Annotated in this window: 12 protein-coding genes; 6 read left to right on the top strand and 6 right to left on the bottom strand. The window is 60.6% G+C overall.

Annotated features, from left to right (window positions below; all coding sequences use genetic code 11):
- Positions 1 to 25: 25 nt before the first annotated feature.
- Positions 26 to 982 carry a choline ABC transporter substrate-binding protein gene (locus EFD55_RS22180; protein WP_125847415.1) on the bottom strand — a complete coding sequence of 319 codons (957 nt, stop codon included), beginning with the start codon at positions 980 to 982 and terminating at the stop codon, positions 26 to 28.
- 237 nt (positions 983 to 1,219) lie between these two features.
- Here EFD55_RS22180 and EFD55_RS22175 point away from each other — a divergent pair, with 237 nt between their 5' ends.
- The 3 genes from EFD55_RS22175 (at position 1,220) to EFD55_RS22165 (ending at position 4,294) form a co-directional block, all read left to right on the top strand.
- Positions 1,220 to 1,822 carry a thymidine kinase gene (locus EFD55_RS22175; RefSeq protein ID WP_125847413.1) on the top strand — a complete coding sequence of 201 codons (603 nt, stop codon included), beginning with the start codon at positions 1,220 to 1,222 and terminating at the stop codon, positions 1,820 to 1,822.
- A 116-nt stretch (positions 1,823 to 1,938) separates the two neighbouring features.
- Complete coding sequence (locus tag EFD55_RS22170; protein ID WP_125847411.1) at positions 1,939 to 3,012, top strand: hypothetical protein; 1,074 nt, start codon at positions 1,939 to 1,941, stop codon at positions 3,010 to 3,012.
- 151 nt (positions 3,013 to 3,163) lie between these two features.
- On the top strand, positions 3,164 to 4,294 hold the full coding sequence (locus EFD55_RS22165; protein WP_125847409.1) for a DUF2333 family protein: 1,131 nt from the start codon (positions 3,164 to 3,166) through the stop codon (positions 4,292 to 4,294).
- Positions 4,295 to 4,297: 3 nt separating this feature from the next.
- On the opposite strand, the gene EFD55_RS22160 is transcribed toward EFD55_RS22165, so the two are convergent.
- From EFD55_RS22160 to EFD55_RS33860, 3 genes are all read right to left on the bottom strand, one after another.
- Positions 4,298 to 4,759: a PAS domain-containing protein gene (locus EFD55_RS22160; RefSeq protein WP_125847407.1), complete on the bottom strand. Its 462-nt coding sequence runs from the start codon at positions 4,757 to 4,759 to the stop codon at positions 4,298 to 4,300.
- A 47-nt stretch (positions 4,760 to 4,806) separates the two neighbouring features.
- Entirely contained in the window at positions 4,807 to 5,532 is a 726-nt protein-coding gene (locus EFD55_RS22155; RefSeq protein ID WP_125847405.1) for a helix-turn-helix transcriptional regulator, read from the bottom strand.
- Positions 5,533 to 5,734: 202 nt separating this feature from the next.
- Positions 5,735 to 6,019 (bottom strand): hypothetical protein, encoded by a 285-nt coding sequence (locus EFD55_RS33860; RefSeq protein WP_210276304.1) that lies wholly within the window; start codon positions 6,017 to 6,019, stop codon positions 5,735 to 5,737.
- Between EFD55_RS33860 and EFD55_RS22150 the strand changes: the two genes are divergently transcribed.
- Positions 6,006 to 7,589 (top strand): hypothetical protein, encoded by a 1,584-nt coding sequence (locus tag EFD55_RS22150; RefSeq protein WP_245438518.1) that lies wholly within the window; start codon positions 6,006 to 6,008, stop codon positions 7,587 to 7,589. The two genes, EFD55_RS33860 and EFD55_RS22150, sit on opposite strands and share 14 nt — an antisense overlap.
- Positions 7,590 to 7,676: 87 nt before the next feature.
- Here EFD55_RS22150 and EFD55_RS22145 read toward each other — a convergent pair whose 3' ends face one another.
- Entirely contained in the window at positions 7,677 to 8,207 is a 531-nt protein-coding gene (locus EFD55_RS22145) for a TIGR00645 family protein (protein ID WP_125847401.1), read from the bottom strand.
- Positions 8,208 to 8,465: 258 nt separating this feature from the next.
- Between EFD55_RS22145 and EFD55_RS22140 the strand changes: the two genes are divergently transcribed.
- Positions 8,466 to 10,145: a formate--tetrahydrofolate ligase gene (locus tag EFD55_RS22140; protein WP_125847399.1), complete on the top strand. Its 1,680-nt coding sequence runs from the start codon at positions 8,466 to 8,468 to the stop codon at positions 10,143 to 10,145.
- A 156-nt stretch (positions 10,146 to 10,301) separates the two neighbouring features.
- Here EFD55_RS22140 and EFD55_RS22135 read toward each other — a convergent pair whose 3' ends face one another.
- Positions 10,302 to 11,234, bottom strand: a complete 933-nt coding sequence (locus EFD55_RS22135) for an extensin-like domain-containing protein (protein ID WP_125847397.1) — start codon at positions 11,232 to 11,234, stop codon at positions 10,302 to 10,304.
- A 271-nt stretch (positions 11,235 to 11,505) separates the two neighbouring features.
- Between EFD55_RS22135 and EFD55_RS22130 the strand changes: the two genes are divergently transcribed.
- Positions 11,506 to 13,731, top strand: a complete 2,226-nt coding sequence (locus tag EFD55_RS22130) for a TonB-dependent hemoglobin/transferrin/lactoferrin family receptor (RefSeq protein WP_125847395.1) — start codon at positions 11,506 to 11,508, stop codon at positions 13,729 to 13,731.
- Positions 13,732 to 13,765 lie beyond the last annotated feature (34 nt).

The following is a 13,765-nucleotide window of genomic DNA, read 5'->3' as shown; positions in this document are numbered from 1 at the left end:
GCGGCGAGCCGCCCCGTTCATATCATCAAAGGCCGAGGCCAGTTTTGGCGGCCGCCAGCGCGTCGCCCTTGCCGTCGCGGGTCTTGACGCCGGCGAGCCAGGGCTCGAGCGCCGAAGGGTTCGCCTTCAGCCATTCGGAAGCCGCAGCTTCCGGCTCCTTGCCGTCGTCGAGGATCTTGCCCATGATCTGGTTCTCCATCTCGAGGGAGAAAACCAGGTTCTTCAGCATCGCGCCGACATTCGGGCAATCGGCGAGATAACCGGCTCGGACATTGGTGTAGACCTTGGCGCCGCCGAAATCAGGCCCGAAGATATCGTCACCGCCGGTGAGGTAGGTCAGCTTGAAGTTGGTGTTCATCGGATGGGGTTCCCAGCCGAGGAATACAACGGGCTTACCAGCCTTGTCGGAACGGGCGACCTGGGCGAGCATGCCCTGTTCGGAAGATTCGACGACTTCCATGTCCTTCATGCCGAAGGTGTTCTTTTCGATCATGTCCATGATCAGGCGGTTGCCGTCATTGCCGGGCTCGATGCCGTAGATCTTGCCGTCGAGATCGTCCTTATGGGCGGCGACATCCTTGAAGTCCTTGATGCCGAGTTCCGCGCCCTTGGCATTGGTGGCGAGGGTGTACTTGGCGCCGACGAGGTTAGGGCCGAAGGATTCGACCGACTTGTCGTCGATATAGGGGCGGACGTCCTTTTCCTGCGTCGGCATCCAGTTGCCGAGGAAAATGTCGATGTCCTTGTTCTTCAGCGAGGTGTAGGTGACCGGCACCGAGAGGACCTTGATGTCGGTCTGATAGCCGATGCTTTTCAGGACGACGGATGCCGTCGCCGTGGTGGCGGTAATGTCAGTCCAGCCGACGTCCGAGAAGTGGACGGTGGAGCAGCTGTCGGGATCGGCGGCGAATGCGGCGGTCGCTATGGAGAGAGCGGCAACGGCAGTCGCGGTGACGAATTTGAATGTGCTTGTTGTTTTCATTTTAGACTCCCAGTCTTTAAGTTCCCAAGCCAATCACCAATAGCCGAGTTTGACAAGCGACCTCAGTGTGTTTGCGTCGTATCAAAGGGTGCGAATGCGACGTCGAGGGATTTTTCTCCTACCCCCTGTTTTCAAGGGTTCCGGCGGTTTTTGGGCGTGGAATCCTGTGATTATCACCGTCACGGGGCTTTTCTTTGCCATTGCGAGCTTTCAATAAGCCGATCAAGGAGAAATCGGATGGCAAAACTCTATTTCAACTACTCGACGATGAATGCCGGCAAGTCGACGATGTTGCTGCAGGCCTCCTACAATTACCAGGAGCGCGGCATGCGCACGGTGCAGCTGATCGCCGCTTTCGACGAGCGCGCCGGCCGTGGCATCATCGGCTCGCGGATCGGGCTGGAGGCGAGCGCCATTCCCTTCGAACCGCACGAGGATCTGTTCCGGCTGATCGCGGGCTTGAGCCGAGAAGGAGCGCCGATTTCCTGCGTCTTCGTCGACGAGGCGCATTTCATGACGTCGGTCCATGTCTGGCAGCTCGCCCGCATCGTCGACAGGCTCGGCATCCCAGTCATGGTCTATGGGCTCAGAACCGATTTCCAGGGCAAGCTGTTTCCGGCCTCGCAGGAACTCCTGGCGATCGCCGACGAAATGCGCGAGGTGCGCACGATCTGCCATTGCGGGCGCAAGGCGACGATGGTGGTGCGGCTCGACGCGGAAGGAAAGGTGCTGCACGAAGGCGCGCAGATCGACGTCGGGGGCAACGAGAAATATGTTTCGCTCTGCCGCAGGCACTGGGACGATGCGATGAACGGCGCCTGGATCGCGGAGCCGGTCTGAAGCCGCCTCTTCAGCGTCGCAAGCAAAATAATGGAGCATGACGTCGTCCGAAAACCGCTCACACTTTTCGGCATCATGCTCTAGCTTGAGAGCAGGAGATTCCCTGGAGAGATCAGGTGCGCAAGCCCCCGCCATTCGACAGCCAGTATGAAGCCGCAGGCGGCCTTGCCGAGAAGATTGCGGCCGAGGGAGCCTATTGCGTGGCTTGCATCGGCGCCTTCACTGGCGACGAAACACGGTCTGCCGACGAAGTCTTCCTTGAACAGAATGCCCGCTTCCAGGCCCATATTGCCGACGGCGCCGCGCTCGACGCGCTGCTCGCCGAGCTGGTCTTTTCCCTCGACCGGCTGACGGCCGAGGTTTCCGCCGATCTCGACAGTTTCCGGGGATTGACGTGGCGCGAGAAAATGGCTGGCTGGGTGTCGCGCCAGCGGATGTGGCGCAAGTATACTGAACGCGTACGCGAGGCGCCCGTCGTCGAGCGATTGCTCGATCTTCTGGCGAAGTCGGACGCGCTCGCCAGGCTGATCGCCAGCCAGCGCGTCTCGATCACTGAACGGCACAAGGCAGCCGAACGCGGCCTCGTCGACATCGTCGAGCAACGGCGCCGGCTGGTCGATTCCATCGATATCGCCCGCCTCAAGATGAAGGAGCTCAATGCCAAGGCGCTGACGACCCAGGGCCGCATCGGCGTCTATGGCAACAGGGCGCATTGGGAGCAGATGGAGGCGGAGCGGCGGGCGCTGAAGGCGGAGGCCGAGCGCATTTCCGCCGAGGAGCACGAGATGCGCGACGACAGCCAGCGGCGCGAGCACTTCATCGGCCTGTTCCAGTCCTTCGTCGATTCGCTGAACGGCCGGATCGCCGCCTGCAACGTGCTGCTGCGCAAGCTGATGATCGATGTCGAGGAGCGGCTGATCATCTATCAGGCGCAGGTCGATACCGACCGGCCGGGCATGAAGATGCGGATCAAGCCGGAATTCTTTCCCGATATCGCCACACCGATCAGGCTGTTCGAGAAAGGCATGCTGGTCGCCCAGGATCTGGAGCGGCGCAAGAGCCGCGCCGATCTCGAAGCCACGGGGAAGTTTCCGGCCTATGCCGAACCGTCGCCGGAGGCATCGGGTGCGCCGCTGATCGACACGGCGCGCAGGTCTTTCCGTCTCAGGCTGCCTTTCCTCAGTTCCTGAGCAGAAGCGCACGGGTCCGTGCCGCTTTTGTACAATGCCTCCCTTCGGAAAAATCGAAGGGCCTCGTGTTGTGCTCGGCCCACCGAGCGCATATGTGGATGCAACGGGGCGGCGATGTCCCGATGTTCGCCTCGCCTGACAGGAGACGACGATGCTTGACCGGATAGCCGGTTTTTTCAGGCTGATCGGCCAGATGATCGGCCGCTGGGCCCGCCTGTTTGCCGCCTGGGCCTTCTGGCCATTTCTTGCCGCGCATGGCTGGTATCAGCGCCGGAGCTGGATGATCCGGCTGCCTGTGATCGCGTTCGTGGCGCTCTTCGTCGTGCTCTACGGCTATTTCTTCTGGCAGACGCAGGCCTGGACGAATTTCAACCCCGCCTTCGTCGACCAGTACCGGCTTTCCGAACGCAAGGTCGCAGCCGGGCAGGACTTGCCTCTGGCCGAGGGGGCCGATGCCACGGCGCCGAAAACCTGCCAGCGCTCGGCGATCGTCGATGTCGCGGCTGACCTCACCGATTTCAACGTCAACCAGAACGCCTGGATTTCTTCCATGGTGCTCTACAAGGCGGGCTTCTTCGGCATCGACTGGGACCACACGCCCTTCTTCGACAACAAGGCGTCGTTCCAGCGCGGCGTCAACCAGGCAGTCCGGCGCACTTCGGTGGAGCTTGTCGACACGCTCGGGCGTGTGCGCGGCACATCGGGCATCAACAGCGACCTGCAGCGCGCACGCGGCAACCTGCAATTCGACGAATACAGCTGGTATTTCGGCCTCAATCCCTTCGGGCCGAAGACGCCGACACCTTCCTATTATCGCTCGGCGATCGACAGCCTGCGCAAGTTCAACACCGATCTTGCCGCCTGCAACGCCATTTTCGACGGTCGCGCCGACAATCTGGTGCAGTTCGTCGACCGCATCGCCAACGATCTCGGCAGCACCTCCGACATGCTCGCCGAGCGCTCGGAAAACCACAATCGCGGCTGGTTCGATACGCGCGCCGACGACAGGTTCTGGTTCGCCTACGGGCAGCTCTACGGCTATTACGCGATCATGGCGGCCGCTCAGGCGGATTTCTCGCAGGTGGCGCAGGAACGCAATCTCGGAGCGATCTGGGGCGGCACGATGCGGCAGTTCCAGGCAGCACTGCGCATTCAGCCGGCGGTCATCTCGAACGGGCGTGAGGACGGCTGGATCATGCCGAGCCATCTCGCCACCATGGGCTTCTATATATTGAGGGTGCGCTCGAATCTCGTCGAGATCCGGTCGGTGCTCGACCGCTAAATTTCAGCGGAGCGGCGTGTTGTCCTCGAGGCCGACGATGCGCAGTTTCTCGACGAATTCATAGGTGACGCCGACGATGCCGCCGCCGCTTTCATCGTCGCGGAAGCGGCCGACGCTGCGCACCAGCTTGCAGCCGCCGAGCCGGTTGTCGACGCGATAGACGAAATGGAAGCCGACCCGGTGAAGGCTTGCCTGTTCGAAGGTTTCGGCGATCAGGCTACGATCTTCTTCATGGATGCGCGACATCAGCTCGGCCAGATTGACCGGGCCGTTGCTGTAGGGGAGGTCGAAGATCGCGTGCACGTCCTCGCTTGCGAAGAAATGTCCCGTCTCGATGTCGATGCGCCAGAAGCCGAAAAGGCGATAGGCGGCAAGCATCTGGACGATTTCCGCATCGGTGATGCCGATGTGGGCGCGGGATTGTTCGATCTTGTCGACGATGGGCTGTTCGAAGCGAAGAGGCACGGTTCCACCAGGTCACGGGACGACCCCGCTGACTCTCTTCTGAGACTTCAGTTGATCAGCTTCAATCGAATGGCCTTAGCTACCAACTGGGTACGGTTGACGCAATCGAGTTTCTTGATCGCGTTCGTCATATAGGCATTCACCGTATGGTCCGAGAGCGCCAGGATCTGGCCGATCTCGATCGACGTCTTGCCCTGTGCCGTCCAGCGTACGACTTCCAGTTCGCGGGCCGAGAGCGCACTGTGCGCGCTTTCCTCGTTGCGCTTGACCGCATTATAGGCGTCGAGCGCATGCAGGATGATCATCGCCAGCTCGTTGACTTCGCTCTGGCCGAGCGCTGCCCGCTCGCCGCAGAACCAGAAGACCAGGCGCTGGCCGTCGGCTGCAATGGTCGGCATGGCAACGCCTGCCGGTATGGCATGGCGCAGCATCAGGGCGCGCAGTTCGGCGGGAAAGGCCTGGCCATTGACGGCGTCGTTGAGGTGCCAGACCGGCGGCACGGCCGACTCCCTCAGCCGCAAGCCGAAAGGGCAGCCACGCAACATGTGGGTGCGATCGAACTCCCTGACATAGGCAGCCGGGAGCGAACTCTCGATCAGCAGGGGTTTCAGCAGGAGGTCTTCGGGAGAGGGGGCGTGCATCAGAGTCGCATGCGACAATCCGAAGGCCGCGGATATTCTGTTGAGCGCCTGTGCAAACAGACCGCGTGTTCTTGCCGTCGCAAGTTCCGCCGAAAGCATAGACTGTCTTTCAGAGGTGGTCATGTAAGACATTTATACGCCCCCGGCAGCCCTAATGTTACCGCTATCAGATACAGAATCTCGGCCGGAGGCTAGTGCCAATTCACGTCATACCAGTCCAATACGCGCCGATTAATTCAAATTGTGAAGAAATAGTCACAGCTTCGCGCGTCTCGGTTGAGTTACGTGTGATGCAAGTACCGTTACGGTATCTCTGACTTCTTTCGTGACCTGATCACTGTGAGTTGCGCCTAGCCCGAAGCGGAAGAGAATCACTTCGGGGAACGTCGGGATGGTAGCCGCCATCGAAATCTGGCTTGCTGCAATCCAATGCAATTGCTAAGCGTATTGTCATGTATAATTGAGGCGATTTAATCGTGCGCTTTGCAGTTTCTTTTTTCGTGAAGTATCTGTTTTCCCTGATATTACTTTCTTCATTCCTTTTGATCTTGCCGATCGCTGCAACCTCCCAGGCTGCCGAGCAGAAACATGCGGAACAGCCGCCGATGCGGTTCATCATCGTGCGCAGTTCCCTCTGCCAGGAGAACTGTCCGGAATGGATATCGGCGGAGGGACGCATCACCGCCGATACGCCCGCTCGCTTCAGAAAAATCCTCAAGAAGATGGGCGACCGGAAACTGCCGGTTGTCTTCCGTTCGGAAGGAGGCGACGTCGACGCCGCCTATGGGATGGGCCGGATGATCAGGAAAGCCGGTTTGGAAACGGCGGTAGGCGGCACGCGGCTGAACGGTTGCCTGGTTCAGGATACGCTCTGCGACGCCGCTATCGCAAAGGACGGCACGGCGGCCGGTTACACCTATTCGGCCGGCGCATACTGCTTTTCCGCCTGTCCGCTGGCGTTTGCCGGCGGTACGTCGCGGGTCGCGTCGCAGTGGTCGTTCATCGGCGTCCACCAGATCACGACCATCTACAACAGGGTGCGCGTCTCCTACCGCATCGAATACAAGATCGTGAACGGCAAGAAGAAGGAAATCTCCCGTAAGGAGATCGGCCGCACAGCGGCCGGCCAGAGCAGTTCCACCAAGCTCGGCAAGAAAGCCAACGCCGCCCTGACGGCCTATCTGAAGGAAATGGGCGTCAGCGACCAGGTGATCGACATGATGATGAGCGCCACGCCCGACAGCATCCATATCGTGCCGGCTGCAGACGCCCTTCGAACAGGTCTCATGACGGATATGCTTGCTTACAATGAGTGGCCCGGCATGCCGCTTTGCGCGCCGGATGCCGCGGCCGAGACGGTTTGCCGGCGCCATCCGGCAGCTGCCGCGCCGGTGGCAGTTGCCGCGCCTGTCGTAGCTGCCGCGCCTGAGGCAGCGGGGGCGCCTGCCTTCAAGGCGTCCGCACAGAATACGGCGGAACAAGCAAGCGAGAGTCTGCCGAAAACCCAGCCGATGGACTTTCTCCTGATGTCCAACGGCAATTGCCAGGAAGAGTGCAAGCAGTGGATTTCTGCGGATGGAGACATCACGCCCGATACGCCGGCTCGGCTGAAAGCTTTCTTGGAGACGCTTGGCGGGAGAGAGCTGCCGGTCGTCCTTCAGTCCAATGGCGGGGATATGGATGCGGCTTTCGCGATGGGGCGTATGATCCGTGCTGCAGGTCTGGAGACCTCAATTGGCAAAACGCAATTGCCAAATTGTCCAAAGCTGGATCCGCGTTGCAAAACGAGCATCGCCAAAAGTGGACCGACCGAGGGCGAAGTCTTTGCCGGCGGCGGGCACTGCCTTTCGACCTGTACTCTTGTCTTGATGAGCGGAATGCCGCGGATTGTCGGATATTCCAATATCGGCCTCGTCAGACCCACGACGGCTGAATATACGAAATTCTTCGCCTATTTCGACGAGATGGGCGTCAGTGGCAAGACCTACGAGACGATGATGCTCGGGACATCGATTGAGCGAGGAAATATAGTTCGTTCTCAGGCGCTCGAACTCGGCATCATCAATGGTATCATCCCTAATGACGAAGAGCCTGGCTTGCACGTCTGTGGGCCGGAGGCCAGGGAAAGCCTTCGATGCCCCAGAAAAGCGGAGGCGGAGATCGTTCCTGCTACTGCGTCGGTCAATTGATATCAGGACGCGAAAGAGCAGGGCTCGACGTTTTCGTGTCGGGCTTACTGCTTGTTCACCCGGCCTAAGGCGCCTCTGTACCGCCCTCTAGGCCTTATCCTTCAAATCATTCTTCGACGTCAGGCTCATCAGCTTCTCCAGGAAGCCGAGCATGACGGCGGAGGCGACGAAGGCGAGGTGCATCAAGGTCAGCCACATGATCTTGCCGTCGGCATATTTGTCGGCGTTGAGGAAGACCTGCAGCAGGTGGATGGAGGAGATGGCGACGATCGAGGAGGCGACCTTGATCTTCAGGCTGCCTGAATCGAGCTTGCCGAGGAAGGAGACCTCGTTGTCGGCTTCACTTGCCTCATCGAAGCGGCTGACGAAATTCTCGTAGCCTGAGATCATCACCATGACGATCAGGCTGGCGACCAGGGCTGCGTCGATCAGGCCGAGCATGGCAAGGATCATCTCCGCCTCATCGAGTTCGAAGACGCCGGAGGCGATCTTCAGGAACTTATAGCCGAAGGAAACGGCATAGACGGCGAGCGCCAGCACCAGGCCGATATAGAAGACGACGAGGAGCCAGCGGCTCGACAGGATGATGCGCTCGATGATGAGTTCCAGTGACTTCATGTCTTCATCCTAGAAGATCGCGGTTGCAGACGCCACATAGACGCCTAGCGCATCGACCTGAAAATCGGAACTGATTTTCAGGTCGATGCGCAGATTCAAAGTGTTACAGCGTCCTTTGCGCGTCCGAAAAGACGCGCGGCGCTGTCAGCATGGCGGCTGCAAGGCGCAGCGCTATTCACACCTCGCCGATATTTCGCTATCCCGATGAAGGGAGAAGAAATGCCTCCGCTCCCCCGGAGGTTGGGACGGGGAACATCCATGCCATCAATCAAGTCCGACATCGAAATTGCGCGCGCCGCCACCAAGAAGCCGATCGTCGAGATCGGGGCGAAGCTCGGCATTCCGGCTGAGCAGCTCGCCCCCTATGGCCACGACAAGGCGAAGATCAGCGCCGAGTTCATTGCTGCGCAGACGGGCAAGAAGGACGGCAAGCTGATCCTCGTCACCGCGATCAATCCGACGCCGGCGGGCGAGGGCAAGACGACGACGACCGTCGGGCTCGGCGACGGGCTGAACCGGATCGGCAAGAAAGCCATCGTCTGCATTCGCGAGGCTTCGCTCGGCCCCTGCTTCGGCATCAAGGGCGGGGCGGCCGGCGGCGGTTATGCGCAGGTCGTGCCGATGGAAGACATCAACCTGCATTTCACCGGTGATTTCCATGCGATCACCTCGGCGCATAATCTGCTGGCGGCGATGGTCGACAATCACATCTACTGGGGCAACGAGGAGAATATCGATATCCGCCGCATCACCTGGCGGCGGGTCATGGATATGAACGACCGGGCGCTCAGAAGCATGGTCTCCTCGCTCGGCGGCATTGCCAACGGTTTTCCGCGCCAGGGCGGCTTCGACATCACCGTCGCCTCCGAGGTGATGGCGATCCTCTGCCTCGCCACCGATCTCAAGGATCTGGAACGCCGGCTTGGCGACATCATCATCGGCTACCGCTTCGACAGGACGCCGGTGCATGCGCGCGACCTGAAAGCCGACGGCGCCATGGCGGTGCTGTTGAAGGATGCCATGCAGCCGAACCTTGTGCAGACGCTGGAGAACAATCCGGCTTTCGTGCATGGCGGGCCTTTCGCCAACATCGCCCATGGCTGCAATTCGGTGACGGCGACCAAGACGGCGCTGAAGCTCGGCGACTACGTGGTGACCGAAGCGGGCTTCGGGGCCGATCTCGGGGCTGAAAAATTCTTCAACATCAAATGCCGCAAGGCCGGGCTGAAGCCGGATGCAGCCGTCATCGTCGCGACCGTAAGAGCGCTGAAGATGAATGGCGGTGTGAAGAAGGAGGATCTCGGCGCGGAGAACGTCGGGGCTCTGAAGAAGGGCTGCGCCAATCTCGGCCGGCACGTCGCCAATGTGCGCCGCTTCGGGGTACCTGTCGTCGTGGCGATCAATCATTTCGTCTCGGATACCGATGCAGAGATCGCGGCGGTGAAGGAATTCGTCTCGCGGCTCGGCGCCGAAGCGATCCTTTGCCAGCACTGGGCGAAGGGTTCGGCCGGCATCGAGGAACTCGCGCACAAGGTGGTGGAGCTGGCCGAATCGGGCCAAGCGAAATTCCAGCCGCTCTACGGCGATGATATCTCCCTGTTCGAGAAGATCGAGATCGTCGCCTCGAAGATCTACCATGCCGGCGAGGTGACGGCCGACAAGGCGGTGCGCGACCAGTTGCAGACATGGGAAGAGCAGGGCTACGGCAGGCTGCCGGTCTGCATGGCGAAGACGCAATATTCCTTCTCGACCGATCCGAACCTGCGCGGCGCGCCGGAAGGGCACATCGTCTCAGTGCGCGAAGTCAGACTTTCAGCCGGGGCAGGCTTCGTCGTCGCCATCACCGGCGAGATCATGACGATGCCCGGCCTGCCGAAATCGCCGTCGGCCGAGCGGATTTTCCTGAACGATCAAGGTTACATCGAAGGGTTGTTCTGATCCTGGATGGGCTTGGCGGGGCGTTCGATGGGCTGACGTTGCCGGCGCTTTTCAACGTCCGGATCGATGAACAGCCAGATAAAAAGCCTTTCCAGATTGCTGGAGAACAGCAATCCGACAACCGATTCAAGCGTGAAACGCAACTCTTTGAAATGATTAGTGACAATAACGATAGCCGCCCTTCCTCTCGATCACGTCGAGATGGAAATGGGTTTCGTGGGCGGCGTCGCTTTCGGGGTCCAGCACGGTGGTGAAGTAGAGGCAGCCGGCGGCGCTGACGGTGCGCTGGAAGGCGCCGGTCAGCGTCGGGTCCTCGCGGCGGGAGCGGACGGCGACATCCTCGCCCTTTTCGAAATGGAAGCTCGCAATGTCGATGGCGTTGCCGCGGGCATGTTCGGAGATCTTGCCGGTTTCGGCGTTGTTGCGCAGGCGGCACATATAGGCCGTTGCCTGGTTGATGGTGGTGATGCGGCCCTGCTCCGGCAGCGCCGTGGAGGCGGTCGGGATGACGCTTTCCTTCATCCAGCGGGCAAGGGCGAGGGCGGTGGGGCAGCGGATCGTCGCCTCCGGTTTCAGTTTGATGCCCGGCAGGGCTTCGGAAACGATGATCGGCTTGTCGATGCCGCAGCCGTTGCCGTCATCGATGCGCGGCGCTTCCTTGAAGACGACGCCCAGCGCCTGGAGTGCGGCCGTGCATTCGGCGTGCTCGGTATCGCTTTCGGGTTCGATCGTCAGATGCTGCTCTTCCAGCGTCTGCTCGCCGGGCGGCGGCTTGCCTTCTTCTGCCGGCGCCTGCGGGCCTCCGAGGCCGCCCGGCGGCAGCGGCGGGCCTTGCATCGGCTTTGCCGGTCCGGCCGGCGGTGCGGGCGGTTGGGCCGGTGCTTCCGGCGCCTTCATGTCAGGCTTTGGCTGAGGCGCTGGCACGTCTGCAGGTGCGGGCGGCTCAGTCTTGTCGGGGAGTGGAGCGGGGCCTGTTGCTTCCCCGGCATCCGGCCGAGGTTGGGGTAAAGGGCCCTGTGGGGGCAGGCGGGCGCCGGCAAGAAAGGCGGTAGCGGCGAGGAGGATCGCCAGTATCGAAAGTTTTCTCAAGGCATCCGCTTCCCTGGTGTCGATGGGAGAGGAATAACGCGCGAGGGCGGGTTTCGTTGCAATTGCGCAACGTTTGGGAAGATCGCTAAAACTTGATGATAATATTCAACATAAATCGACGACTTATGTTGACAATTGCTCTCATGTTTTTTATGCGGCGAAAAGAAGGCGAAATACTGTTTCGTCTTTATCCGTAAAAGCCCAGCCAGCCCCTCGAGCGTGCGACGCGCCACGACCAGCCAGCCCGGTAATCATCATGAGAGGGTAGGTTATGATCGTCCGGCATTGGCGCTCGGTTCTATTGGTCTGCACGGCAGCCGCAACTGTTCTTCCTGTTTCGCAATCCTTCGCGCAGAGCGCTCCGGCAGCGCCGCAGGCGACCGCGACCGCGGATAACGCCACCGTTCTGCAGAAGATCGTCGTCAAGGGTAAACGCGCCGCACCCGGCAGCGTCGCAGACACGCCGCTCGCGACCGAGATCACAGCCAAGCAGCTGGAGGAGAAGCAGGTAACCAACTTCAGGGATCTCGGGCGGAGTGTGGATGCCGGCGTGAACTATTCGCGCGGCGACGGAGGCTTCAACCTGCGCGGCCTTTCCGGCCCTCGCATCCTGACCACCATCGACGGCATTCCGATCCCCTATGTTTCGAACAGCGCGCGCCAGGGTGCCTTCGCGACGAGCAATGCCAACGGCGGCGGCGACACTTTCGACTTCGATTCGCTATCATCGCTCGATATCGTGCGCGGCGCGGATTCGAGTAAGGGCGGTTCGGGCATGCTCGGCGGCGCCTTCGTTCTCAATACGCTCGAGCCCGAGGATCTGATCCCGGAAGGACGCGATTGGGGCGCGATCGTCAAGTCGACCTATGACAGCGAAGACCGGAGCATTTCCGGCTCCGCAGCCGGCGCCAAGAAGGTCGGCAACACCTCCATCCTTTTCCAGGGCAGCTACCGCAAGGGGCATGAGCGTGACAACATGGGCGACAACGACAGCTACGGTCGTTTCCGCACCGAGTCGGATCCCGCCGATTTCGATCAGCACAACCTTCTCTTCAAACTGCGCCAGGATCTGGAAGGGGGCCATCGCATCGGCCTGACCGCCGAGCGCTTTCGTCGCGATCTTCAGACCGATCTCCGCGAGCAGCAGGGTACGGGCCGCGCCAATATGATCGGCAATTTCGATGGTCGCGAATTGCGCGACCGCGATCGCGTTTCGCTCGACTATGATTATGAGGCGCAGTCTTCCGACGCATTCTTCAGCAGTGCCCGGGCCACGCTCTATTGGCTGGACCTGAAGAAGGAAGCCGGTAGCAATGGTCGCACCGCCGCCAATGTGCCGTACGGCCGCAATAACGAGATCGAGAATGAAAGCTGGGGCTTCAGCGGAACGGCGACGAAGGATTTCGAATATTCCGGCCTGAACCACTCCGTCCGTATCGGTCTCGATGCGGCAGTTGCCAGCTGGAGCCAGTACAGCTTTGGGCTTTGCTCGACAACGTGCCCGGCGCTGAACAACCAGGCGGAAGTGCCTGACGTCGACAGCCAGAATCTTGCGCTGACCTTCGAAGACAAGATCGAAATCGGCAATACCGGTTTCGCGCTGACGCCCGGCTTCCGCTTCGACTGGTTCAACTACAATCCCTCGACCGGTGGCGGTTTTGCAACCAACACAGGGCTTTCCCGTTTCGGCGATCTCAGCGACCGAACGGAAGCCGCCATCTCGCCGAAGATTCTTGCAACATATGACCTGACGCCTGATGTCCAGCTTTACGCGCAACTGGCCGTCGGCTTCCGCGCACCGACCGTGGACGAGCTCTACAGCCGCTTCTACAATCCGACGGGTCGCTACGCCCAGCTTGGCAATCCCGATCTGGAACCGGAAATCGGCCGCGGTATCGAGGTCGGTGCCAATTTTGACACGGGCGATTTTACCGGCAGGGTCGCGGCTTTCCACACCCGCTATCAGAACTTCATCGAGACGGTGACAAGCGTCGACGCGACAGGTTTCACGACCTTCAATTACACGAACGTCTCAGCCGCCACGATCTCGGGTGTTGAAGCAAGCGCAGCCAAAACGTTCAACAACGGCATCAATCTGCATGCGTCGCTTGCCTATGCCTATGGCCGCAACGAAGATACAGACAAATACTTGCGGTCGGTCGCCCCCTTCAAGGCGATCGTTGGCGGCGGTTGGAGCAACGACAATTTCGGCTTCGACCTCTCTTCGACGCTTTCGGCTGGCATGCCCGACGACGACTCCACCACGACCTTCGATGCGCCGGGTTATGGCATCGTCGACCTGACCGGTTGGTGGACGCCGGAACAGGCGCCGGGGCTGCGCGTACAGGCTGGCGTCTACAACGTCTTCGACCAGGAATATTTCAATGCGCTCGCCGTGCGCGACGTCAACCTGACCTCGGTGACGGCGTCCCAGCCGCGCGAGTGGTATTCCGAGCCGGGCCGCACATTCAAGGTGTCGATCACGAAGACCTTCTGACGCCAATCAAGCCTTCGAGGCTGGGGAGGAGCGG

The organism is Rhizobium pisi, from assembly GCF_003938655.1.
In the GTDB taxonomy this organism is placed as follows: Bacteria; Pseudomonadota; Alphaproteobacteria; order Rhizobiales; family Rhizobiaceae; genus Rhizobium; species Rhizobium pisi.
This window is presented reverse-complemented; position numbering and strand designations above follow the sequence as displayed.